Source organism: Knoellia terrae (assembly GCF_048606435.1).
Lineage (GTDB): Bacteria > Actinomycetota > Actinomycetes > Actinomycetales > Dermatophilaceae > Knoellia > Knoellia terrae.
This window is the reverse complement of record NZ_JBMBWH010000008.1, coordinates 66662-89676: the sequence shown is the minus strand read 5'-3', so window position 1 is coordinate 89676 and position 23015 is coordinate 66662. Positions and strand designations below refer to the sequence as shown.

At 71.5% G+C, this 23015-nt stretch carries 22 protein-coding genes, 2 tRNA genes, 1 other RNA gene and 1 pseudogene; 7 read left to right on the top strand and 19 right to left on the bottom strand.

Annotated elements, in window-relative coordinates; genetic code table 11:
- Positions 1–135 precede the first annotated feature (135 nt).
- The 5 genes from ACOJV9_RS12290 to upp form a co-directional block, all read right to left on the bottom strand.
- Positions 136–2196 (bottom strand): hypothetical protein, encoded by a 2061-nt coding sequence (locus ACOJV9_RS12290; protein WP_420185501.1) that lies wholly within the window; start codon positions 2194–2196, stop codon positions 136–138.
- Positions 2197–2322: 126 nt separating this feature from the next.
- Positions 2323–3822, bottom strand: a complete 1500-nt coding sequence (locus tag ACOJV9_RS12285; protein ID WP_420185500.1) for an amino acid permease — start codon at positions 3820–3822, stop codon at positions 2323–2325.
- Entirely contained in the window at positions 3819–4688 is an 870-nt protein-coding gene (locus tag ACOJV9_RS12280; protein ID WP_420185499.1) for a PH domain-containing protein, read from the bottom strand. The genes ACOJV9_RS12285 and ACOJV9_RS12280 overlap by 4 nt, the downstream gene beginning before the upstream one ends.
- Positions 4689–4690: 2 nt before the next feature.
- Complete coding sequence (locus ACOJV9_RS12275; RefSeq protein ID WP_420185586.1) at positions 4691–4867, bottom strand: hypothetical protein; 177 nt, start codon at positions 4865–4867, stop codon at positions 4691–4693.
- A 147-nt stretch (positions 4868–5014) separates the two neighbouring features.
- Positions 5015–5653: a uracil phosphoribosyltransferase gene (gene upp / locus ACOJV9_RS12270; RefSeq protein ID WP_420185498.1), complete on the bottom strand. Its 639-nt coding sequence runs from the start codon at positions 5651–5653 to the stop codon at positions 5015–5017.
- Positions 5654–5726: 73 nt separating this feature from the next.
- Here upp and tadA point away from each other — a divergent pair, with 73 nt between their 5' ends.
- Positions 5727–6158 carry a tRNA adenosine(34) deaminase TadA gene (gene tadA / locus ACOJV9_RS12265; RefSeq protein ID WP_420185584.1) on the top strand — a complete coding sequence of 144 codons (432 nt, stop codon included), beginning with the start codon at positions 5727–5729 and terminating at the stop codon, positions 6156–6158.
- On the top strand, positions 6155–6766 hold the full coding sequence (locus ACOJV9_RS12260; protein WP_420185497.1) for a DedA family protein: 612 nt from the start codon (positions 6155–6157) through the stop codon (positions 6764–6766). The genes tadA and ACOJV9_RS12260 overlap by 4 nt, the downstream gene beginning before the upstream one ends.
- A gap of 19 nt (positions 6767–6785) precedes the next feature.
- On the opposite strand, the gene ACOJV9_RS12255 is transcribed toward ACOJV9_RS12260, so the two are convergent.
- The gene (locus ACOJV9_RS12255; RefSeq protein WP_420185496.1) at positions 6786–8510 is read right to left on the bottom strand and encodes an alpha-amylase family protein; all 1725 of its coding nucleotides are present in this window, start codon (positions 8508–8510) and stop codon (positions 6786–6788) included.
- Positions 8511–8524: 14 nt separating this feature from the next.
- The gene (locus ACOJV9_RS12250) at positions 8525–9502 is read right to left on the bottom strand and encodes a TIGR03885 family FMN-dependent LLM class oxidoreductase (protein ID WP_420185495.1); all 978 of its coding nucleotides are present in this window, start codon (positions 9500–9502) and stop codon (positions 8525–8527) included.
- A gap of 80 nt (positions 9503–9582) precedes the next feature.
- On the opposite strand from ACOJV9_RS12250, the pseudogene ACOJV9_RS12245 reads away from it, so the two are divergent.
- Positions 9583–10379, top strand: a pseudogene (locus tag ACOJV9_RS12245) (cation diffusion facilitator family transporter); the annotation flags it as partial.
- Positions 10380–10758: 379 nt separating this feature from the next.
- On the opposite strand, the gene ACOJV9_RS12240 reads toward ACOJV9_RS12245, so the two are convergent.
- The 7 genes from ACOJV9_RS12240 to ACOJV9_RS12210 all read right to left on the bottom strand — a co-directional run bounded on the left by ACOJV9_RS12240 (position 10759) and on the right by ACOJV9_RS12210 (position 15168).
- Positions 10759–11370, bottom strand: a complete 612-nt coding sequence (locus ACOJV9_RS12240) for a CueP family metal-binding protein (protein WP_420185494.1) — start codon at positions 11368–11370, stop codon at positions 10759–10761.
- A gap of 100 nt (positions 11371–11470) precedes the next feature.
- A tRNA-Ser gene (locus ACOJV9_RS12235) sits at positions 11471–11560 on the bottom strand.
- A gap of 151 nt (positions 11561–11711) precedes the next feature.
- The gene (locus ACOJV9_RS12230) at positions 11712–12371 is read right to left on the bottom strand and encodes a DUF305 domain-containing protein (protein ID WP_420185493.1); all 660 of its coding nucleotides are present in this window, start codon (positions 12369–12371) and stop codon (positions 11712–11714) included.
- Positions 12368–13099 carry a DUF3105 domain-containing protein gene (locus tag ACOJV9_RS12225; RefSeq protein ID WP_420185492.1) on the bottom strand — a complete coding sequence of 244 codons (732 nt, stop codon included), beginning with the start codon at positions 13097–13099 and terminating at the stop codon, positions 12368–12370. Before ACOJV9_RS12225 ends, ACOJV9_RS12230 begins: the two co-directional genes overlap by 4 nt.
- 76 nt (positions 13100–13175) lie before the next feature.
- Positions 13176–14282, bottom strand: a complete 1107-nt coding sequence (locus ACOJV9_RS12220) for a mannosyltransferase family protein (RefSeq protein WP_420185491.1) — start codon at positions 14280–14282, stop codon at positions 13176–13178.
- Between the two features lie 25 nt (positions 14283–14307).
- Positions 14308–14868, bottom strand: coding sequence for a LytR C-terminal domain-containing protein (locus ACOJV9_RS12215; RefSeq protein WP_420185490.1), 561 nt, complete (start codon positions 14866–14868; stop codon positions 14308–14310).
- A 6-nt stretch (positions 14869–14874) separates the two neighbouring features.
- A complete protein-coding gene (locus ACOJV9_RS12210) occupies positions 14875–15168 on the bottom strand; it encodes a type II toxin-antitoxin system VapB family antitoxin (RefSeq protein ID WP_420185489.1) in 294 nt (97 codons plus the stop codon).
- A 127-nt stretch (positions 15169–15295) separates the two neighbouring features.
- Here ACOJV9_RS12210 and ACOJV9_RS12205 point away from each other — a divergent pair, with 127 nt between their 5' ends.
- The gene (locus ACOJV9_RS12205) at positions 15296–16867 is read left to right on the top strand and encodes a helicase HerA-like domain-containing protein (protein WP_420185583.1); all 1572 of its coding nucleotides are present in this window, start codon (positions 15296–15298) and stop codon (positions 16865–16867) included.
- Positions 16868–16888: 21 nt separating this feature from the next.
- On the opposite strand, the gene ACOJV9_RS12200 is transcribed toward ACOJV9_RS12205, so the two are convergent.
- Genes ACOJV9_RS12200 through ACOJV9_RS12180 form a run of 5 tightly spaced genes read right to left on the bottom strand, consistent with a single transcriptional unit; the run spans position 16889 to position 21298 of the window.
- Positions 16889–17284 carry a hypothetical protein gene (locus ACOJV9_RS12200; protein ID WP_420185488.1) on the bottom strand — a complete coding sequence of 132 codons (396 nt, stop codon included), beginning with the start codon at positions 17282–17284 and terminating at the stop codon, positions 16889–16891.
- Between the two features lie 37 nt (positions 17285–17321).
- Positions 17322–17786 (bottom strand): VTT domain-containing protein, encoded by a 465-nt coding sequence (locus ACOJV9_RS12195; protein ID WP_420185487.1) that lies wholly within the window; start codon positions 17784–17786, stop codon positions 17322–17324.
- The gene (locus ACOJV9_RS12190) at positions 17776–18402 is read right to left on the bottom strand and encodes a CDP-alcohol phosphatidyltransferase family protein (RefSeq protein ID WP_420185486.1); all 627 of its coding nucleotides are present in this window, start codon (positions 18400–18402) and stop codon (positions 17776–17778) included. The genes ACOJV9_RS12195 and ACOJV9_RS12190 overlap by 11 nt, the downstream gene beginning before the upstream one ends.
- A gap of 18 nt (positions 18403–18420) precedes the next feature.
- Entirely contained in the window at positions 18421–19344 is a 924-nt protein-coding gene (locus tag ACOJV9_RS12185; protein WP_420185485.1) for an AEC family transporter, read from the bottom strand.
- 43 nt (positions 19345–19387) lie between these two features.
- A complete protein-coding gene (locus tag ACOJV9_RS12180) occupies positions 19388–21298 on the bottom strand; it encodes a propionyl-CoA synthetase (RefSeq protein WP_420185484.1) in 1911 nt (636 codons plus the stop codon).
- Between the two features lie 251 nt (positions 21299–21549).
- Between ACOJV9_RS12180 and ACOJV9_RS12175 the strand changes: the two genes are divergently transcribed.
- The 3 genes from ACOJV9_RS12175 to ffs all read left to right on the top strand — a co-directional run bounded on the left by ACOJV9_RS12175 (position 21550) and on the right by ffs (position 22998).
- Positions 21550–21637 (top strand) — tRNA-Ser (locus ACOJV9_RS12175).
- Between the two features lie 165 nt (positions 21638–21802).
- The gene (locus tag ACOJV9_RS12170; protein ID WP_420185483.1) at positions 21803–22756 is read left to right on the top strand and encodes a BadF/BadG/BcrA/BcrD ATPase family protein; all 954 of its coding nucleotides are present in this window, start codon (positions 21803–21805) and stop codon (positions 22754–22756) included.
- A 145-nt stretch (positions 22757–22901) separates the two neighbouring features.
- An RNA gene (gene ffs / locus ACOJV9_RS12165) (signal recognition particle sRNA small type) lies at positions 22902–22998 on the top strand.
- The last annotated feature ends 17 nt before the right edge of the window (positions 22999–23015 follow it).

Sequence of the window (23015 nt, the reverse complement as noted above, 5' to 3'; positions counted from 1 at the left end):
TCTTCGTGCTGGGCAAGCGGGTCGCCCTGCTCCGTCGACCGGCCCGTGCGCCCGGCGTCCCCGAGACCGACTTGGTGCTGGACGGGTGCCGGCGCTGCCGGCCGTCGATCGCGCGCCGGCATCGGGTCGTCGAGCTCAGTCCCGGGACGCGCTGCTCCGAAGTGAGACGTCCTGGCGCGCAGGCGCAAGGGTGTCCGCTCCTCGGCTGCCGGGGTAGAGGTCCCAGACTCCCAGGACGTCACCGATGACGTGGGTCGAGCCGCTGCTGTTGTAGATGCCGAAGGTGTCGGTGGCGGTGAGGAACGTCAGTGCGGCGTTGGCGACGACGTCTCCGGGCCGGGCGTTGAGGTTGCTCGCCAAGGGTGGGCTCTCGCCGGGCAGACGGTCCCACACGGTCAGGTAGGTGGGTGCCGTGGGCTTGACCGCCGTGAGGTTGAGCAGCAGCCCAACCGTGTCATCGTGCTTGTACCAAGGACTCCCGAGCCTGACGTCCCGACTCTGGGCCCCGCCGAAGGGCCCGGAGAGGCCGGTCCCATAGCGGGTGTCGAGCAGGCGCTCGCCGCCGGTCGGGAAGTAGCGCAGGCCCTCGATCGAGGCTTCGTCGAAATAGCCCACGACATCGGCCAGGACATGCGTCGCACCGGCAGACCCGTTCTTCACCGAGAAGACCACCGTCCCGTCGTCCAGGTGGCTCGTGGGGACGAAGGCCAGCACGGGCACGGTCGCACCGGGGGTGAAGTTGAGCGAAGAGACGGTCGGCGGAGCGGCATCACCATCCCATGCGGTCAGGTAGCCCGAGCCCTTCGGGGCCACCGCCGTCAGGTTGACGACCACGCCGGTCACATCGGGGTTGGTCTCGGGTCCGAGATCCAGCACCACGTCCACGACCTCGCCCGGAGCCAGGGCGCCTTCGGCGTCGTAGCGTGTGTCGAGGACGCGGCTGGGGTCCAGCGGCTGCAGGTGGGACCCGTCGGACGACGGTGGGTCGAAGTAGCCGAGGACGTCGACGAGCACGTGCGTGGAGCTGCTGCTGTAGACCGCCACCGTCCCGTCCGTCCACACCAGCGACGTCACGAGGTTCGCGCGGGTGACTCCTTTGCGGTAGTTGACGTTCGACGACGCGGGTCGCAGCTGGTGGAAGGTGGTCAGGTGCCCGTCGCCCGTCGGCGAGACCGCGGTCACGCTCAGCACGACGGAGAAGCCGGTACCGGCCGGGACCCCGGCCCGACCTGTGACCTTGATGCGCCGTGTCTCACCGGCGCCGAACGCCTTTCCCGAGCGACTGTCGTAGAGGCGGGTGGGGGCCACCTCCTGGTAGCGGCCGGATCTGTCGACATAACCGCTGGCATACGTGTTGAGCGACGTCCTGGCGGACGTGGTGTCGTCCGGGACCACGAAGTGTCCGTTGACCTGTTCCGTGGTGACGGGTACGACGCGGACGGAGACCGTGCACGACTGTCCTGGGCTGAGCTGACGGCCCACGCACCCGTCCGTGACGATCTCCAGCGGACCCGGGTCAACGGCGGGTGTCGGGTCGACGTCGCCGTACGCCGCTCCGAAGCGCACCGGCTGGGTGCCGCGAACGGTCATGGTGACCGAGGTCGAGGCGGCGGTGCCCAGGCTGGCCCCCCCGGGATAGGCGTGCGAGCTGCTGCGAACCGCGGCATAGCCGATCGTGCTGCGGTAGCGCAGGTTCATGGTGCGTGGGCCCTTGGTCCACGAGTCGTGGCCGGCATGGCTTCCGTCGACGTCCGCGGCGAAGGCCGTCACTGCTCCCGCGGTGTCGCGGACCAGCTCGCGCACGGTGACGGTCCCTGACGCGTAGTCGTTGTCGAGCGTCCCACCGACGACGTGGAGGTTGACGGAGCCGGCAGTGAGGGTCTCGGCGGGCCGCAGCGGGTAGGTCCCCACCGCCAGCGCCGATCCGTCCCCGGTCTTCAGGCGCGCAACCGCGACGGACGAGCCGGCCGTGACCACCAGCGTGCCAGCGGACGGCTGCGTGACGGTGATCGGTGTGGTCGGCTCCTCCCAGACCTCGGCAGGCGCGTGCGGCTCGGTGTAGTGGCCGACCCCGTCGAGGTCGCGCATGACGAACGCCGAGAAGGGTCCAGCCGCGGTCGCCGCGTCGGCTGATCCGTGCACGAGGAGGGACAGGAGGATGACGGGCAGCATGGCGGCCGTCCGAAGGTGCTTCATGGTGTGCCATTCGGGTCGGGGTCACCCGAGTGGAGACCGACCGGAAGTGTAACGACGCGCTGCCCGCGCCACCTGCTGGTTCTCCGAATTCGCCCCACGTCGCCGGGGGCCGGTGTCAGCGAGCTGTCAGGGCGTCGGGTTGCTCCGGGCCGCCGCGCGGACGTCCTCCTGGGCGCCCATGGCGAGCCGGGAGCGCTTGTAGCCGTAGAGGAAGTAGAGCGCGAACCCGAGCGCCATCCAGATCGCGAAGCGGATCCACGTCTCGAGCGGCAGGGTGAGCATGAGGTAGGCGCAGATCGCGGCGGACGCCCACGGCAGCCACGGCGAGAACGGCACCGTGAACGGCCGGTGGAAGTCCGGGCGGCGGCGGCGCAGCACCGGGATGGCGAGCGACACGAGGAAGAACGCCGTGAGCGTGCCGATGTTGATCATGTACTCGAGCTTGCCGATCGGCGTCAGGGCCGCGGTGAGGGCGACGATGAGCCCGATGCCGACCGTGATCTTGATCGGGGTGCCGGTGCGCGCGTTGGTCCTGCCCAGGCTCGCCGGCAGCAGCCAGTCGCGCGACATGGCGAAGACCACGCGCGAGCTCCCGATGAGCAGCGTCATGACGACGGTGGTGAGACCGGCCACGGCGCCCGCGGCGATGAGGGTCGCGTAGCCCGGCTTGCCGACGTCCTCGAAGACCTGGGCCAGCGACGCCTCCGGCGAGAGCTGGTCGTAGCGGACCATGCCCGTCATGACGATGGCGACGGCGCAGTAGAGGACCGTGCAGATGAGCAGCGAGCCGAGGATGCCGCGGGGGAGGTCCTTGGCGGGGTTGCGCGCCTCCTCGGCGGTGGTCGCGACGACGTCGAAGCCGATGTAGGCGAAGAAGACGAGCGACGCGCCGGCGAGGATGCCGCCGATGCCGAACGCCGACGGGGTGAGCCCGAAGAGCGTCTGGATGAGCGGCGCCTCCAGCGTGGACCCCTCGCCCTGCGTCGGGACGGCCTCGGGGATGAAGGGCGAGTAGTTGGCGGTCTTGATGAAGCCGATGCCGGCGAAGATGACGAACAGCACGATGAAGACCTTGAGCGCGACCAGCGCCAGGTTGACCCGCATCGACTCCTGGATCCCGATCGACACGAGCACCGTCAGCACGGCGACGAGCAGGAACGCCGGCAGGTCGAACGACGAGCCGTACGCGACCGACTCGGGGATGGTGATCCCCAGGCGGTCGAACAGCACCCCGAGGTAGGCGGACCACCCCTGGGCCACGACGGCCGCGCCGAGCATGAGCTCGAGCAGCAGGTCCCAGCCGATGATCCAGGCGACCAGCTCGCCGAGGGTCGCGTAGGAGAACGTGTACGCCGACCCCGAGACCGGGATCGTCGACGCGAACTCGGCGTAGCAGAGCGCTGCCAGGCCGCAGCAGATCGCGGCGATGACGAAGGAGATGAGGATGGCCGGGCCAGCGAGGGTGTTGGCCGCACGTCCCGCGACGGTGAAGATGCCCGCACCGATGACGACGCCGACACCGAACACGGTGAGGTCGAGCGCGCTCAGGCGCTTCTTGAGCTGGTACTCCGGCTCGTCACCCTCGGCGATCGACTGCTCGATCGACTTCGTCCTCCACACGCTCATGGCCGGCCCTTTCGTCTGGTGGTGCGACTCCGGATCGGACGGATGACCGGGATCTCCCCGGTGTCAGCCGTTCGTGAGGCCCGGACGAGGTCTGGGCTCTGGTACAGCGTCTCGTGAGGCGGCGCGATGTCGTGCCGGTCACGCACAGGATTGCGTATGCCGGGTGTCCGGCGATAGGGGTCGTGCCGCCATCCGTCGTCCCCGCCCGACATCGTGGTGTCCTCCCAGCCGCTGTCGAGGTCGGGTGACCAGCCGTCGTCCCCGCCCGGACCGGTGGGGCCGTGGCCGCCGAGCCCGACGCGCCCGTCGGGGCCGTCGTCGTCACCGTCCTCGACCCACTCGTCGTCGGGGTCGACCGGGGCGTCGGCACCGAACAGCACCGTGCAGATCGCGCGGTAGTGCCGCTCGGCGTCGGGGACGTACTCGATGTGCCCGAGGGCCTGGTCCTGGCCGGCCGACTCGAGCAGGAAGGTGCCGTAGCCGATGATGCGCCCGAGCAGGGAGCGGTCGAAGGTCATGTCCGTGACCTTGGTCAGCGGCATCATCGCCACCTTGCGACGGAGGAAGCCGTAGAAGAGCAGGAAGCGCTTGTCCGTGGCGACGAACCAGTCGTGGCGCCAGTTGAGGTAGCGCCACAGAAGGTAGAACCCCCCGGCCAGCGCGGCATACCAGAAGACGTTGGCGAGGAACGCGCCACCGCGGGTCTGCGGGGACTCGGCCTCGACGAAGGTCGCGAGGAACAGCAGCCCGACGAAGAGGGCGATCGGGCGGACCTGCGAGAACCAGTGCTGCCGGACCACGGTCACGACCGTCTCGCCGGGGACGAGGTAGCGCTCCAGCTCGCGGTCGAGGCGCCCGGCCGCCAAGGTCAGCTCCGGGCGATCAGGGAGTCGAAGAACCGGCCGATGTTGCCGACGCCGTTGGTGATGACGTCCCACGCGCTGCCCACGATGTTGGCCGCGTCCGTGGGCGAGGTGAAGATGGCGTAGAGCAGGAAGATGACGAGGAGCCACGTGACGATCTTCTTGATCGGGGGCATGGTCACGACGGCTCTCTCTCGGCTCAGGACCGCGCGCGGGCGCGGGGGCGTGCACGGGCTACACACTGCAGCACCCATGATGGGGGCTGTGACTGGTGTGACTGGTGAGGTCGGGCCCGGCGTGTCGGTCCGGCCATGCGGACGCCCGAGGACTCAGACGACGCCGTAGAGGCGGTCCCCCGCGTCGCCGAGCCCGGGCACGATGTAGCCCAGCTCGTTGAGCCGCTCGTCGATCGAGCCGGTGACGAGCTGCACCGGCACGCCCTCGTCCGCCAGGGAGGCCTCGAGGTGGGCGATGCCCTCGGGCGCGGCGAGCAGGCACACGGCGGTGATGTCGTCGGCGCCGCGCTCGAGCAGGAAGCGGATCGCGTCGACCATGGAGCCACCGGTGGCGAGCATCGGGTCCAGGACGTAGACCTGACGCCCCGAGAGGTCGTCGGGGAGGCGGTTGGCGTAGGTGATCGCCTCGAGCGTCTCCTCGTTGCGCTGCATCCCGAGGAAGCCGACCTCCGCGCTGGGCAGGAGGCGCACCATCCCCTCGAGCATGCCCAGCCCGGCGCGCAGGATCGGGACGATGAGCGGCTTGGGGTTGGAGAGCTTGATCCCGGTGGTCGGCGCGACGGGCGTCTCGATCTCGAACGGTTCGACCCGCACGTCACGCGTCGCCTCGTAGGCAAGCAGCGTCATGAGCTCCTCGGCCAGCCGCCGGAACGTCGGGGAGTCCGTCCGCCTGTCGCGCAGGTACGTGAGTTTGTGTGCAATCAGCGGATGGTCGGCAACGTGGACGCGCATGGGCGAAACTTACCGCGTGAGCCAGCCTCCCGGACCCGCGTCCGCACCACACCGCCAGGAGTATGCCGGTGCCATGCGTCGCGCGCTCGACCTCGCCGACCTCGCGTCCGGTGCGGGCGACGTCCCGGTGGGTGCACTGGTGCTCGGGCCCGACGGGGCGGTCCTCGGCGAGGGCTGGAACCTGCGTGAGGTGGAGGGTGACCCGACGGCGCACGCCGAGGTCGTGGCGCTGCGGGCCGCAGCCCGCGCGGCCGGGTCGTGGCGCCTGGACGACTGCACCCTCGTCGTCACGCTCGAGCCGTGCCCCATGTGCGCGGGCGCGGCGATGCTCGCCCGGATCTCCCGCATCGTCCTCGGCGCCTGGGACCCCAAGCTCGGCGCCACGGGCTCGGTCTGGGACGTCGTGCGGGACCGTCGCGCCACCCACCGGATCGAGGTCGTGGGCGGCGTGCTCGCGGAGGAGTCGTCGCGGTTGCTGCTCGACTTCTTCGAGGCACGCCGGTGACCGAGGCCCTCTCCTCGCTGCTCGACCAGCCGCCGTGGCTCATCCTCACCGTCGCCGGGCTGGTCGTCTTCGGCGAGTGCGCCTTCCTCGTCGGCATGGTCCTGCCCGGCGAGACGGTCGCGGTGCTCGCGGGTGCAGCGGCGGCGCTGGGCCGGACCTCTCTCGTGAGCGTCCTTGTCGTCGTCCTGGTGGCCGCGCTGCTGGGCGACAGCGTCGGCTACGTCGTGGGCCGGCGGGTGGGGCCGCGCCTGCACCGCCGGGTCACGCACCCCGCTCGGCGCCAGCGCCTCGAGGACGCCGAGGCCCGGCTGCGCGCGCGCGGCGGATGGGCGGTGGTCCTCGGCCGGTGGACCCCCTTCGTGCGCTCGGTGATGCCGTCCATCGCCGGCATGTCGGGCATGCCGTACCCGAAGTTCCTGGCCTGGGACCTGCTGGGTGCCGGGTCGTGGTCGATGCTCAGCGTGCTGGCCGGCTACGGGGCAGGGATGTCCTATGAGCGGGTGGTGTCGTGGTTCGGGACGGTGGGAGCGGTGCTCCTCGGTGGCGCGTTCGTCGTCGGTGTGGCCGTGTGGAGCTGGCGGCGCACCGCCGGCCTCGACCGCATGTGAGCCGCGGCGGCGCCCGGCCTCAGGGGATGCGCAGGTCGCCGGCCGGGTGGATGCGGAGCCAGCGGTAGCCGTAGCCCTCCAGCACGACCTCGAGGCTGCCGTCGGTCGTCTGCACCTCCCCGCCCGCGAGGAGGTCGGCGAGCGTGACGTCGCCCTGCTCGACCCACGACGAGAGGTCCAGGGTGACGGTCTGCGGGGCGGCCCCGAGGTTGTGGACGGCGATCACGGCCGCCTCGCCCGTCGAGCACTGGTGGGCGAGCACCTGCTGGTGCGGCTGTGGCAGGACGGTGAGCTCGCCCCACCCCAGCTCCGGGCACGAGCGGTAGGTCTGGGCCAGGTGCCGCATGAAGCCCCACAGCGAGTCGGGGTCCATCCGCTGCGAGACGACGTTGACGTGCTCGGGCCCGAAGCCGTCCGGGGTCGGGCGGCGGACGAGCCTGCGAACCGGGGCCGTCGAGAAGCCCCCGGTCGGGCCGTCGGTCCACTGCATCGGCGTGCGGACCGCGTGCCGCCCCTCTCCGGCCAGGTCCTCGCCCATGCCGATCTCCTCCCCGTAGAACAGGGTGGGCGTCCCGGGCAGCGAGAAGAGCAGGCTGTAGGCCATCCGGACGCGTCGCGGGTCCCCGCTCAGCATCGGTGGTAGGCGGCGCTTGAGGCCGCGGTCGTAGATCTGCATCTCGGGCTCCGGGCCGAACGCCGCGAAGACCTCCTGCCGCTCGGTGTCGGTGAGCTTGTCGAGGGTCAGCTCGTCGTGGTTGCGGACGAAGGTCGCCCACTGGCAGCTCGGGTGGATCGGCGGCCGCTCGAGCAAGGCCTTGGCGAGAGGCCGCGCGTCCTCGCGGGCCAGTGACAGGTAGAGCTTCTGCATCCCGATGAAGTCGAACATCATGTGCAGCTCGTCCCCCGCATCGCCCCCGAAGTACTCGCGCTGCTGCTTGTGGGGGAGGTTGACCTCGCCGAGCATGATGGCGGAGCCGTTGCGCCGGTTGATGAAGGCCCGCAGGTCCTTGAGGTGCTGGTGCGGGCTCACCACGGCCTCGACCTCGGTGCCGCCGTCGCCGCGCTTCTCGGAGCCGGCCCTGCCCGCCGCGACGGCGGTCTCGACGTCCTCGACGAAGAACGGCACCGCGTCCACGCGGAACCCGTCGATGCCGAGCTCGAGCCAGAACCCGGCGATGCGGGCGATCTCGTCGCGCACGGCCGGGTTGGCGACGTTGAGGTCGGGCTGGTGCGAGTAGAAGTGGTGGAGGTACCACTCGCCCGTCTTCTCGTCGAGCGACCAGATGGCCTCCTCCTTGTCGGGGAAGACGACCTGGGCGCTCGTGTCCGGGGGCGAGTCGGAGCGCCAGACGTACCAGTCGCGCTTCGGGTTGTCCGTGCTGCGGCGGGACTCCCTGAACCACGGGTGCTGGTCGGAGGTGTGGTTGACGAGAAGGTCGGTGATGACGCGCAGGCCGCGGTCGTGGGCGGTGCGGATGACCTCGACGAGGTCGCCGGCGGTGCCGACGCGGGGGTCGACGCCGTAGAAGTCGCTGACGTCGTAGCCGTCGTCCTTCTGCGGGCTCGGGTAGAAGGGCATGAGCCAGATGCAGGTGACGCCGAGCTCGGTGAGGTAGTCCAGGCGCTCGGCGAGCCCGTGAAGGTCCCCGATCCCGTCGCCGTCGGAGTCGTAGAAGGTCTCGATGTCGAGGCAGTAGATGACGGCGGTCTTCCACCACTGGTCGCTCGTGTCGGTGATGCGCATGCTCGGTCAGCTCCTCAGGCTCGTGACGCGTCGCTGGAGGTCAGCTGCGGCAGGACCTGCTCGCCGAACGCGTCGAGATAGGCCTCCTGCTCCTGGCCGACGTGGTGCAGGTACAGGTCGTCGAAGCCGAGGGACGCCAGGTGGGCGAGGCGCTCACGGTGCTCGCTGAGGTCAGCGGAGACCTGGACCGCGCCGCGCACGGCCTCGCGGGTCACCTGCTCGCCGATGGCGTCGAACGCCTCGGCCGTCTCGGTGTCCCAGGCCACGGGTGCGCCGATGACGTTGCTGCGCCACTGGTCGAACGCGATGTCCTCGGCCTCCTGCTCGCGCTCGGCCCAGCTGAGGTGGACCTGGAGCGAGAGCTCGCCCCGGCCGCCCGCCTCGCGGTAGGCCTCGACCACGCGGCGGAGCTGCTCCTCGGGCTGGACGATCGTGATGAGCCCGTCCGCCCACGCGGCGACCCGAGCCGCGCTCTCGACCGACACGACCGGGGCGATGAGCTTCGGCTGCTGCTGGGGAAGGTCCCAGATGCGGGCCCGGTCCACCGTGACGAGACCGTCGTGGCTGACCTCCTCGCCCGAGAGCAGGCGGCGGATGACCTCGACGCACTCGTCGAGCCGCTGGTCGCGCAGCTCCTTGCGCGGCCAGCCGTCGCCGGTGATGTGCTCGTTGCTGGCCTCGCCGCTGCCGAGGGCGACCCAGAACCGCCCCTCGAACATCTGGGAGAGGGTCGCAATCTTCTGCGCCGCCACCGCCGGGTGGTAGCGCTGGCCCGGGGCGCTGACGCACCCCATCGTGAGGCTCGTCGTGGCGAGCGCCGCGCCGAGCCAGGCCCAGGTGTAGCCGCTGTGGCCCTGGCGGGCGCTCCAGGGCGAGTAGTGGTCGGAGCACATGGCCATGTCGAAGCCGGCACGCTCGGCGTGCTGGACGTCCCTCAGCAGGTCGGAGGGACTGATCTGCTCGTGGGAGGCATGGAAGCCGTAGCGGGTCATGCCTCCCACCAGATCACATCAGCGGCGCGTGGAGCCACGCAACGTCAGGGGAGCAGGGGGCAGTCGCTAGCGTGGCGGCCATGGGAAGCGGGCACGGCCACGGGCATCCCGGGGCCACGCACCGGTGGCGCCTCCAGGCCGCCTTCGGGCTCGTGGCCGTCTTCTTCGTCGTCGAGCTCGTCGCAGCGCTGACCTCCGGTTCGCTCGCCCTCCTCTCCGACGCAGGGCACATGGCCGCCGACGTGGTCGCGCTCGTCGCCACTCGCGTGGCTGGACGTGCGGACCGCACCGGCCGCCGGACCTACGGCTCGTTCCGTGCGGAGGTCTTCGCGTCGGGACTGGCCGTGCTCCTCATGGTCGGCGTGGCGGCATCATCGCGGTGGAGGCGGTGCGACGCATCGGTGAGCCGGCGCAGCCGGCGACCGGCCCCATGCTCGTCGTCGGCACCGTCGGGCTCGTCATCAACATCGCGGCGCTCCTGCTGCTGCGTGGCGGGGCGGGTGAGTCGGTCAACGTCAAGGGCGCCTACCTCGAGGTGGCCGCCGACACCCTCGGGTCGGTCGGCGTCATCGCCGCCGGCCTGCTCGTCGCGGCGACCGGCGACGCGTGGTGGGACACCGGCATCGCGCTTGCGATCGCGGCCTTCGTCGCCGTGCGCGCCCTGGTGCTGGGCCGTGAGGTGCTCGCCGTGCTCGGCCAGCACGCGCCCGCGGGGATGCGCCCCGGTGACGTCACCGCCGCGCTGCAGGCGGTGCCGACGGTGACCGACGTGCACGACCTCCACGTGTGGACGCTGACGTCGGGCATGAACGTCGCCACCGCCCACCTCATGACGCGTGATGATGCCGACCCGCATGCCGTCCTCGACGCCGCCCGGCGGGTGATGCGCGAGGAGTTCGGGGTCGAGCACGCGACGCTGCAGGTCGAGCCGGAGTCACACACCGGCTGCCACGACACGACCTGGTAAACCCCTTGCACAGGTCGCACTTCCGTCTTAGCGTCGGAGTACACGGAAGGGAGGTGGTCCAGGAATTGAATTCTCATTGGACGCGTGAGGTGACTGCGCGCTAGCGCACCTCGACTGCTCGAGGTCGCGCCACCGGCGCAATCCCCAGCAGCTCACCGCAGCCCGCGGGCCGTGCAGGTCGTCCCCTGCACTCGTCGCCGACAGTTCGGTCGACAGGCCTGCGGGCTGTTCCATGCCCATCCGTGTGCCGTCCGAGCCTGACGGCTCCGTCACCGTCGCTACGCGAGGGTCAGGCCAGCTGCATCGTCGTCACGCAGGTCGGGTCGTCGGCGCCGGTGGAGACCGTGGACGTTGCCGTCCTGCCCTCAGAGGTCACGGTGAGCGTCGCCGTGATGTCGCGGGGCAGCCAGAACCCGGTGAAGCCGTTGTCGAACATGGTGCGGGTCTCGTCGGCCAGCACCTTCCCGGTGCCGTCCTCGACGAGGGTGACCTGCACCTGCTTGCCGCCCAGCTCGCCCTTGCACGTCGTCAAGGAGTGGTGGAAGCACTCGTGCGTCCGGTTCACGTACGGCGCGACCGAGAGGTAGAAGCGCTCACGGGGGATGGGCAGGGTGACGGTCGCGTCGTCCCCGGAGAGAAGCAGGCCGTCGGGGCGCACCGACGCGCGCAGCGTCGCCGGGCGGGACTCGACCGACATCCGGTCGAGGCTGTCGATGACGGCCACCGCGTCCTTGCCGCTGAGGTCGTGCTTCGCGAGCAGCGCCGCTCCGCCCGGGGACGTCGCCGAGGACCCCTGGACGCTCGGGGACCCGACAGGGTCTGGCGTCGAGGGGGTGGAGGCGCACCCGGACAGGAGGCCGAGGGTCAGTCCGAGGGCGAGCAGCGGTCGTGTGGCTCTCATGGGTCCACCCTCCGTCATCGGTCTGCGAGCAGCACGGGACCAACGTCCCCGCTCCGGACGGGCGAAGAGCCCCGAGCAGGCTCGGGGCTCTTCGTCTGGCTGGCGGTGGCGGTGGGATTTGAACCCACGGAGGGCTTGCACCCTCACACGCTTTCGAGGCGTGCTCCTTAGGCCGCTCGGACACACCACCGCGGAGCACAATACGCAACGTCTCGGCCGGAGTGAAATCGAGCGTGCTCCTGGTCGGGGGTCACCCGGCATGCGGAGGGAAGGTTGGGGGTCCGGAGGGAACCGAACCCTCCGGACCCCCAACCTTCCGTCATGGGGAGCGAAAGCTGGGGTCAGGCGCGGGCGTCGAGCATCGACTGCATCGCCCCGATCTCGGACGACTGGGCGGCCTTCATCGAGCGGGCCAGGAGGACGACCTCCTCGCGGTCGGACCGCTCCAGCACCGCGTCGGCCATCTCGACGCCACCGCGGTGGTGGTCGATCATCAGCTCGAGCCAGATCCGCTCCGCCTCGACACCGGACGCGGCAGTGAGCCGCCGGATGTCGTCGGCCGAGGCCATACCGGGCATGGGCACCGACTCGCCCGACGCCGACGTCGACGCCGCGTCGTGGTGGTCCGAACCCATCCAGGCCATCGGGGGCTGCGACCCGGTCGGCTTCAGCCCCCAGAGCTGGAGCCACGCGAACATCTGCCCGGCCTGCTGCTGCTGGCTCGTCGCGATGTCCTTGGCCATGGTGCGCACGGCGGGGTCCGAGGTGCGGTCGACGACGATCAGCGACATCTGCACGGCCTGCCCGTGGTGCGTCTGCATGTCGCGTGCGAAGCCCGCCTCGGCCGAGCTGTCCAGCGGGAAGCCGCCACGACCGAAGAGCGCCCAGCCGAGGACGAGCCCGACGAGCAGCGAGGCCACGCCCAGGAGGACCGCCAAGCCGACGACCTCCCCCCGCGAGCGGGAGGAGGTCGTCGGCTGGAGCGGGGTGCTGTCGGTCACGATGCCGACGGGGAGGGCGATGGGCTCACGGCCGGCGAGGGCGAGGTGGTGGCCGACGGTGACGCCGCGGGACCCGGCGAGGCCGGCGGCGGCATGTCCGAGCCGTCGGTGCCGTTGGTGCAGAGCGCTCCCGGCTCGGGGGTCCCCGGGCCCTGGCGGTACTCCTTGATGAACTCCTCCAGGCGGGGGTCGTTCGCGCCCGTCAGCTGCAGCTGGTGGCCCCACGCGGAGACGACGACGGGAGCCGGCAGGCCCTCGTACGGCGACAGCAGCGCGTAGGTGTCGGGCGTGGCGTCCTTGAGCGTCTCGACGTCGGCCGCGGGCAGGTCGGGCCGGTACGTGATCCAGACCGCGCCGTGCTCGAGGGAGTGCACCGCGTTCTCGCTGCGCACCGGCTTGTCGTAGACGCCACAGTTGAGCCACACCGGGTGGTGCTCGCCACCGACGGGCGGGTTCTCCTTGTAGGTCACCGCCTCCTCGGTGTGCGCGCCGGCCTCGTAGGTGAAGTCCTTGACCGCGGACAGGCTGGGGGTGTTCGCCTTGTCGTTGATCACGGCGAAGGCGACGGCGCCGACGACGATCGCGATGGTGACGGCAGCCGCCCCCCAGATCGCGAACAGGCGTCGCCGGTCCTTCTGCTGCTGCTCCTTGCGCATCTGCGCAACGCGGTCGGAGGCGGTGCGCTCGCTGGCGCGCGCCTTCTTGCTGCCACTCCCGGACGGGGCCACGAAAAACTCCTGAAGATCGATCGGTGTCGGGAGATTGTGACCCATGCACCTGTATGCCGGCTGACCCTGTCCGCGATCAGGCCACCCACTGGCGGTGGGCGACCGCCCACGTGGCACCCACGAGGAGCACGAAGGACAGCCCCAGCCCGACGGCATACAGGCGTCGGTATGCCGTGGAGTCACGCATCGTCGCGAGCGCCAGGTAGGCGGGGAACCAGGTGAGCGCGTAGCGGGGAGCGGACACCCACAGGGTCGAGCACACGACGACGCCGATGGTGAGCACCATGAAGGTCAGCTCGGGCCAGCGCCGTTGTCTCGCAAGGAGGGCCGTCACCGCCACGCCCAGCGCGACGGCGACGATGTCGGCCGCGCGGCTTGCCGCCAGCCAGGCGTCCGGGCTGTCGAGCAGCGCACGCCACGCCGCGGCCACGCCCTCCCACGGCCACGCGACCTCCCGGTCCCAGCCCCGCGCCTCGGCCTCTCGCCACGCGTCCCACGACCCGGTGCGCGAGTGCAGGTACGCGACGTAGCTCCCCACGCCGAGGGCGGGCAGGCCCAGTGCGAGCACGTCGGGCCGGGGGCGTGGGCGGCCGTCGTGGTGCCACTGCACGGCATACATGACGACGAGGCCGGTGGCGAGGAACAGGCCGTTGACGCGGACCCCGGCGGCGAGGGCGGCGACGAGCCCGGCCCACCACCAGTGGCGCCGGCCGGCGAGCACCCATGCCCCCAGGGCGAGCGCGAGGAACAGCGCCTCGGTGTAGACGGCGACGAGGAAGAACCCCGCGGGTGCCAGGAGGAGCAGGGCGACGGCACGCCCGGCCGCGACCGGGCCGCCTCGGGGGTCGTCGGCGACGAGCCTCCACAGCAGCCAGGCGGCGACGGTTCCGGCGACCACGCTGATGAGCAGCCCTGCAGCCGTGACGTTCCCTCCCGTCAGCGGTGCGAGCGCCGCCATCAGCAGCGGGTACCCGGGGAAGAAGGCCTGGTCGCAGCACTCGAGTCCGGGCGGCAGGTAGCCCACCGACGCGATCCGCACGAAGTGGTAGCTGTCCCAGGCCGAGAAGCGGTCCAGCCACCAGGTACCCGTCGCCCACTCATGGCCGACGGCTCCCTGACCCGTGGCGGCGGCCATGAGGACCACGGTGACTCCGAGGAGCAGCCGGGAGAGGGCCCACGCCACCGCCGCCCTTGGGGCCGAGGTCACGTCAGCCCGCAGGGGTGGGCGTCGCGCCGGAGCTCGTGGGGGCCGGGCACATCGGGGGGCCGCTGGCCGAGGGCGCCGGCGCGAGGGTCGTGAACTTCGCCCCGACGACGAGGTCGACGACGGCGCCCTTGCGCTTGTCGGCCAGCTGGGTCGTCCCCTTGCCGCCGAGCGGGAGGAGCAGCTTCGCCCGACTGGCGCCCTCGGGCCCGAACCGGACCTCGGCCGGCCCCGCGACCGTGCGGTCGAGCGGGTCGTTGCTCACCTCGCCGATGAGGTAGCCGCGGCCGCGGAGCTCGTTGGCGGTCCTGGCCGCCAGGCCGCTGCGGGTCGTGGCGTTGTAGACGTTGACGGTGGTCGTCGCCGGCGTCGGCACCTTGGGGTCGTAGGGACGGCAGCCGGCCTCGTCGGTCGCGGCAGGCGCCGCGTCGGAGGAGGCGCGGTAGTAGGAGAAGGCGTACCAGAACGCGAAGAAGAGCATGAGGAGCACGATGAAGATGGTCGTGGCCGTCTTGCGACGCTGCCGACGGTGTCGCAGCTCGTAGCCGAGGTCGCGCTCACTCATCGGCGGTCACTCGATGACGAGGACGCGGGCGTGCAGCGTCGGACGTTGGTGGAGGGCGGCCCGCAGCGCGCGGTGCAGGCCGTCCTCGAGGTAGAGGGTCCCCTCGTGCTCGACCACGTGGGCGAAGAGGTCGCCGTAGAACGTCGAGTCCTCCGACAGGAGCATGCCCAGGTCGAGGGTGCGCTTGGTCGTCACGAGGTCGTCGAGGCGCACGAGGCGCGGGGGCACGTTCGACCACTGGCGCGTGCTGTACCCGTGGTCCGGGTACGGACGCGTGTCGCCGACGGCCTTGAAGATCACGCCCGCCACTGTAGGACCGTGGGACGCTCGGGCCCATTCCGCCTCACGGGTCGTGAGGACACTGTGACCCTGGGTCTGTGAGGACGGCCCGCGGGGGAGGGGAGACCCGCGGGCCGATCATCGTTACATTGACGACGTGACCCCGCCCGACGCAGCCGCCGCCCCTGACCACCTCGACGAGATCCGCGCCGGGTACGCGTTCGAGGGCCCCGCCCTCGACTTCGGCGCCGCCGTCATCGACGGCGCCGCCCACCCCGACGTGCCCGTCCGGATCCCGCTGGCCGTGCTCAACCGTCACGGCCTCGTGGCCGGCGCCACGGGCACGGGCAAGACCAAGACGCTCCAGGTCATGGCCGAGCAGCTGTCCGGCCAGGGTGTCCCGGTCTTCCTCGCCGACATCAAGGGCGACCTCTCCGGGATGGCCAGCCCCGGTGAGCCCAGCGACCGGACCACCTCGCGGGCCACGGACGTCGGACAGGACTGGCAGCCCACGGCCTACCCCGTCGAGTTCCTCTCACTGGGCGGTCAGGGCAAGGGCGTCGCCATCCGCGCGACGATCACCGACTTCGGCCCGACCCTCCTCTCGAAGGTGCTGGGGCTCAACGACACCCAGGAGTCCAGCCTCGGTCTCGTCTTCCACTACGCCGACAAGAACGGCCTCGCGCTCCTCGACCTCAAGGACCTGCGTGCCGTGATCCAGCACCTCGTCAGCGACGAGGGCAAGCCCGAGCTCAAGGCCCTCGGCGGCCTCTCGTCGGCGACGGCCGGGGTCATCCTGCGCGAGCTCATCGCCTTCGAGGACCAGGGCGCCGACGCCTTCTTCGGCGAGCCGGCCTTCGAGACCTCCGACCTCATGCGCACGACGAGCGACGGCAAGGGGCTGGTCACCTGTCTCGAGCTGCCCGGCGTGCAGGACCGCCCCGCGCTGTTCTCGACCTTCCTCATGTGGATGCTCGCCGACCTCTTCCAGGACCTCCCAGAGGTCGGCGACATCGACAAGCCCAAGCTCGTCTTCTTCTTCGACGAGGCGCACCTGCTCTTCGCCGACGCGAGCAAGGCCTTCCAGGAGGCCATCGAGCAGACCGTCCGCCTCATCCGCTCCAAGGGGGTCGGCGTCTTCTTCGTGACGCAGTCGCCCAAGGACGTGCCGTCCGGCGTGCTCGGCCAGCTCGGCAACCGGGTGCAGCACGCGCTGCGCGCCTTCACGCCGGACGACGCCAAGGCGCTCAAGGCGGCGGTCAAGACCTACCCCCACAGCCAGTACGACCTCGAGGAGCTGCTCACCTCGCTCGGCACCGGGGAGGCGGTCGTCACCGTCCTGTCCGAGAGGGGAGCGCCCACGCCCGTCGCGTGGACGCGCATGCGGGCCCCGCAGTCGCTCATGGCGCCCTCGCCGGACGCACTGCTCGACCAGACGATCGCCGCCTCCCCGATCGGGCAGAAGTATGCCGCCGTGGCCGACCGTGAGTCGGCCTACGAGAAGCTCGCCGCCCGCGTGCAGGCCACCACTCCACCTGCTGCGGAGCCGCCAGTGTCTCCCGCCCCGACGCCGGCGAAGAAGACCGCCGCGGCCAAGGAGGACCCGGGTCTGGTGGAGCAGGTCGTGAAGTCCAGCGCGTTCCGCTCGGCGCTGCGCTCGGCGGGCACGGCCATCGGGCGCGAGATCACCCGGTCGATCTTCGGCACGCGCAAGCGCTGAACCTCGGCGGAGCCATCAGCGTCAGATCGCCAGCAACGCTCTCGCGTAGGCGCATTCGACGTCCACATCGGTGAGCGTATGCCGGGTTCCGTCACTGGCGGCATACGTCAGCTCCCAGCCCCCGTCGACCCTGCGCAGCGACTCGAGCCGGTCGCCGAGCAGCTCCCTGAGCTGGTCCTCGCGGGGCAGCCAGACCGCCTGGTCGAGGCTGACGGAGTCGAGGGCCCACTCGGTCGTGCCGTTGAAGCCGAGGACGGTCTGGTCCGAGAAGTGCTGAGGCTCGATGGTGAGGTTGCTGACCCAGAAGACCTCCTCCGAGAGCAGCTCGGCCTCGATGACGAAGCGGTCCCCGGCCTTCGGCTCCCACAGCACGCCCGACTGGTGGAGGAGGGCGCGGGCGATCTCGAGGCTGATCATCGCCTCATCATTCCCCGTGGTGGTGCGCCGTGGCGGCTCACCACCACGACAGGACCGTCGTCGTGCCGCCGATGACAGCGAAGAACCGCACGGCCCGGCCGAGCAGCCCGGTGACGAGGAAGACGGGAAGCGGCACGCGCAGGGCTCCGGCGAGGACGCAGAGCACGGCATACGGGGGCACGCCCGTCGACGCCGAGACGAAGAGCAGCCCCGCGCAGAACCACGGTCGCCCCTCGGTGCGCAGCCGCCAGCGGGCCATCGAGGCCTTCGCCCGTGGGCGCTCCATGCGACGGGAGACGAAGCCGAACCGGTCGAGCTCGCGACCGCCGTAGTACCAGAGCGCCTTCCCCAGCATCTGGCCCACCGTGGCACCGGCGACGAGGAGCCACGTCGGCGCCTGCCCCTGGGCGGCGGCGAGCACGAGAATCGCCTCGATGTTGATGAGCGGGACGAGGGCCGAGGCCACCGCCAGGCCGAGCACCGCCAGCGACTCACCCCACATGGGCCGCGGACGGGACGGGGAGCCCGATCCGCAGCAGCCGCACCACCGACCAGCACTTGAGGACGAGCAGCGCCGCCGCGATGGCCAGGCCGAGCCACACCCATCCGGTGGCGAGGAGGAGCACGGCGAAGAGAGCGCTGTTGACGGCCTTGGCCGGCTTGGACCAGTTCCATCGCCAGATGGCGCGGTCGACGACGTAGAAGTAGTTGGGGCTGCGGATCGGCCAGGCGAGGAAGGCGATCGACAGGAAGGTGTCGACGACCATGAACTCGGCGAGGTAGACGAAGATCGCCGGCGAGAGCTCCGGCTGCAGCCAGGCCAGCCCGAGGTAGAAGGCGCCGGCGTTGAAGCGGTCCGAGAAGATGTCGAGCACGGCACCGATGCGGGTCTCGCACCCGCGCAGGCGCGCCCACGTGCCGTCGGCGATGTCGCCGACCCAGTAGATGCCGAGGGCCACGACGAGCAGGGTCAGGCTGCCGTCGTATGCCGCCCACGCCGCGACGGCGGCCGAGGCGACCGTGCGCACGGCCGTGATGACCGTCGCCCCGGTCCACAGCCGCTCCCGCAGGACCCCGACGTCGGCCACTGTCTCCTCCTCGAGCGCAGTTCTCGGCACGCGCTCAGGATAGGGGCCTCAGCCGAGCAGGGCGGCGATGAGCAGGATCACCGGCACGGCGCCCACGGTCGTGATGAGGATGGTGTCCCGCGCGAGCACCGTCCCACGGTCGTAGCGGGTCGCGTGCACGAAGATGTTCTGCGCCGTGGGGAGCGCGGACGTGACGACGACGGCGAGCAGCGCCGGACCCTCGACGCCGAGCGCGAGGTGCGCCACGGCATACGCCACGAGCGGCTGGACCACGAGCTTGAGCGCGGACGTCGTCGCGAGCTCTCCCGCGGACCCCGCGGCGCCCAGGCCCGGGCCCAGCCGCAGGGCGATCCCGTAGGCGATGAGCATGGACGGGACGGCGAGGTTGCCGAGCAGCTCGAGGGGGTTGCCGACGAAGGCCGGGAGGGTCCAGCCGGTGACGGACAGCAGCACGCCCGCGAGCGAGCCGAGGGTCAGCGGGTTGGTGAACGGCTGCCGCATGAGCTGGAGGGGGGACGGGGCCCGCCCGCGGGCGTCGGTGTCGAGCAGCGCGAGGGCCACCGGCTGGAGCACGAGGAGCTGGAGCAGCAGGGTAGGCGCGACGAGGGCCGCGTCGCCGAGCACGTAGCTCGCGACCGGGATGCCGAGGTTGCCCGCGTTCACGTAGGCGGACGACAGCGCGCCGATCGTTGCGTCGCCGAGGCGTCGGCGCCAGATCCAGCGGGCGCAGACGGCATAGACGACGACCGGCACGAGGACACCGGCCGAGGTGGCGACGAGGTTCTTGGAGAGCACGTCCTGCACGTCGGCCCGGCTGAGCGTCATGACCATGAGGGCCGGCGACCCGACGAAGAACGCGACCTGCGAGAGGACCCGCTGGGCGGTGAGGTCGACGATGCGCAGGTGGGCGAGGAGGGCCCCGACGGCGATGACGACACCGATCGTCGCGAACCCCGTGAAGACCCCCTGCACCCGGTCAGCCTAGGACCGGCCGAGGGGGCCGGGTCGCGCCGTCTCAGCCCCCGGGTCGCAGCACCGACGTGAGCCGGTCGAGCACCGAGGCGTCCTCGATCGTCGCCGGGACGTTCGGCACCTTGCCGTCCGCGATCTCGCGCATCGTCCGACGCAGGATCTTGCCGGAGCGCGTCTTCGGCAGGCCCGCCACGATGTCGACGTCGCGCAGCGCGGCGACCGCGCCCACCTCGTCGCGCACCCGTTTGACCAGCTCCGCGCGGATGCGGTCACCGGCCTCCCCGTCGGAGTCGACGCCACCCTTGAGGACGACCAGGCCGCGGGGCAGCTGCCCCTTGAGCTCGTCCGCGACACCGATCACGGCGCACTCCGCGACGTCGGGGTGCCCGGCGAGCGCGGCCTCCATCGACCCCGTCGACAGGCGGTGCCCGGCGACGTTGAGGACGTCGTCGGTCCGGCCCATGACGTAGAGGTAGCCGTCCTCGTCGACGAAGCCGCCGTCCCCCGTGAGGTAGTAGCCGGGGAACGCCGACAGGTACCCGGCGACGTAGCGCTCGTCGTCGCCCCAGAGCGTCGGCAGGGTCCCCGGCGGCATCGGGAGCCGCAGGCAGATCGCGCCCTCCTGGCCGGCGGGCAGGGGCGAACCGGTCTCGTCGAGGATCTCGACGGCATACCCCGGCACCGGCACCGACGGCGAGCCGGGCTTGATCGGCATCGGCTCGAGCCCACGCAGGTTCGCCGCGATGGGCCATCCGGTCTCGGTCTGCCACCAGTTGTCGACGACGGGCACGCCGAGCGTCGAGGTCGCCCACTCGTAGGTGTCGGGGTCGAGGCGCTCCCCGGCGAGGAAGACCGTCTCGAGCGAGGAGACGTCGTGCTCGCGCAACAGCTCCCCCCTAGGGTCGTCCCGCTTGATGGCGCGGTATGCCGTGGGCGCCGTGAACATGGCCCGCACCCCGTGCTCGGCGACGACCCGCCAGAACGCACCGGCGTCCGGCGTGCCGACCGGTTTGCCCTCGTAGAGGATCGTCGTCGCACCGGTGAGCAGGGGTGCGTAGACGATGTAGGAGTGGCCGACGACCCAGCCGACGTCGCTGGCCGTGAACCACACGTCGCCCGGGTCGATCCCGTAGATGTGGTCCATCGACCAGCGCAGCGCGACCGCGTGGCCGCCGTTGTCGCGGACGATCCCCTTCGGACGGCCGGTCGTGCCCGAGGTGTAGAGGATGTAGAGGGGGTCGGTGGCGCCGACCTCGACGCAGTCGGCCGGCTCGGCGTCGGCGACGAGCGCGTCCCAGTCGAGCTCCTCCCAGTCGGTGTCGCGCTCGCCGACGGCGGCCCGTGCCTGCTCGCGCTGGAACACGATGACCGACTCCGGCTTGTGCGTGCTCCGGTCGAGGGCGGCGTCGAGCATCGGCTTGTACTCGACGACCCGGCTGGGCTCGATCCCACAGCTCGCCGCGACGACGACCTTGGGCGCGGCGTCCTCGATCCGGGCGGCGAGCTCGGCCGGCGCGAACCCGCCGAAGACCACGGAGTGGATGGCACCGAGGCGGGCGCAGGCGAGCATCGCCACGACGGCCTCGGGGACCATCGGCATGTAGACGACGACGCGGTCGCCCTTCTCGACCCCCAGGCTCGCCAGCGCACCGGCGAACGTCGCGACCCGAGCCAGCAGGTCGGCATACGTGAGGGTCTGCGTCGTCCCGGTCACGGGACTGTCGTGGATGAGCGCCGGCTGCTCGCCGCGCCCGTCGCGCACGTGCCGGTCGAGGGCGTTGAAGCAGGTGTTGAGCGTCGCTCCGGTGAACCAGCGGTAGAGCGGCGGGTTCGAGTCGTCGAGGATCGCGGTCGGGGGAGTGATCCACTCGATCCGCTCGGCGGCCCGTCGCCAGAACGCGTCCGGGTCCTCGATCGACTCCGTGTATGCCGCGGCGTAGGCGTCGTTGCTCATGGCACCCATCGTGTCGGTGCCGCGGGGGGCGCGACCAGTGGTTCGACGAGCGGCGAGCCGAGCGGCTCGGCAGGTGCGCCGAGTGGGGCGGCCCGGGCCATCTCCGTGCGGGGTGTCGGGGATCCGGTGTCACCGCTGCGTGCATGACCCCGGATACCCGACACCCAGGAGGTCACGTGCCACGGAGAGGCTCCTCGCGCGTGCTGTGAGCCGATTTCGTCGGCGTTCGACGCTCGGGTAACCTCCGCGGTGGAGGATTCGCATAGTGGCCTAGTGCGCGCGCTTGGAAAGCGCGTTGGGTTAACACCCTCAGGGGTTCGAATCCCCTATCCTCCGCCAGCCAGAGGGCCCCGACGACGTCCGTCGGGGCCCTTTCGCATGCCCGTCGGTCCGGAGGACTCGGGGCAGTTCGGGCTGAGCCGTGCCGCACAGGTCGTACGTTGGGTGCATGGGAGCCTCCCCCCACCCGTCCGCCGTGTCGCGGCGCGGCGCAGGGCCACGACGGTGGCGCCGACTCGAGTGAGCGCCGTCGTCGGTGTGGACGTGGGTGGGTCCGGGCTGCGCCTCCAGTGGACGTATGCCGGCCGGCCCGGCGCCGTCGTCTCCGCACCCGGCGCTCGGATCGGGTCCCGGGAGATCGACGTGACCTCGCTCGCCGCGGACGCTGCCCGACTCCTGCGCGAGGGCGACGTCACCGACGTGGCCGCGGTCTGCTGGTCGCAGCGGGGGCTGCTGTTCCTGTCGGACCCGCGCGAGGTCGTGCGGGTGGTGTCGTCGTCCTTGGGCGCCGGCCGGACGGCGGTCGTGAGCGACGCCGTGGCCTCGCTGGTCGGAGCGGTCGGCGGTGTGCGGCCGGGAGCGGTCGTGGCCGCCGGGACCGGCGCGGTGGCGTTCGCGTCCGACTTCGGGTCGGCCGACACCTCGGTGTGGCGCCTCGTCGACGGCTGGGGGCACGTGCTCGGCGACCGGGGATCGGCCGCCTGGGTGGGACTTCTGGGTCTCAAGGCAGGCCTCCGCCACCACGACGGGCTGCCGGGTGGGTCCGAACGGCTGCTCTCCGCCGGGGTGTCCGCGTTCGGCGCCACCTCGCACTGGCCGCGGCGGGTCATGACCGGTGGCGACGCGCCGGAGCTGCTGGCGTCGTTCGCGCCGGCGGTGGTCGCGGTGGCAGAGCTGGGGGACGAGGTCGCTGCACGGATCTGCCGCGAGGCGGGGGAGGCGCTGGCCGAGTCCCTGCTCTCGGCCGCCGCCGGCATCCCCTCGCCGACGCTCGTCGCCACGGGTGGGCTCCTGGGGGCCGCGCCGGTGCGCTCGGCCCTCGAGGCCGGGCTTGCCGCCGCCGGCGCGTCGCTGACCCCCTCGAGTGGCGGCGCCCTCGACGGCGCCCTGCACCTCGCGGGTCTCCTGGCTCAGACGGGAACGATCCCGCGCCACCCGGCATACGTGCACCTCGCCTGACGGGGGCGTGGGGGGTCGCGCCGCCGCGTGCGTCCGGGTCCGCGCCGCGCTGTGCGCTGCTGCGCTGTGCCACAGCAGTGCACACCGGCGGTCGAGCAGGTGCCGGACCGGATTGGCGTCCCTGCGAGGCCGGGTTAGACTTGAACCCGGCACCCCGTGTGGTGGTACCTCACCGAACTCCCCCAGGGCAGGAATGCAGCAAGGGCAGGTGAGCTCTTCCAGGTACGCGGGGTGTCTTCATGTCCGCGCCCGGACCTGC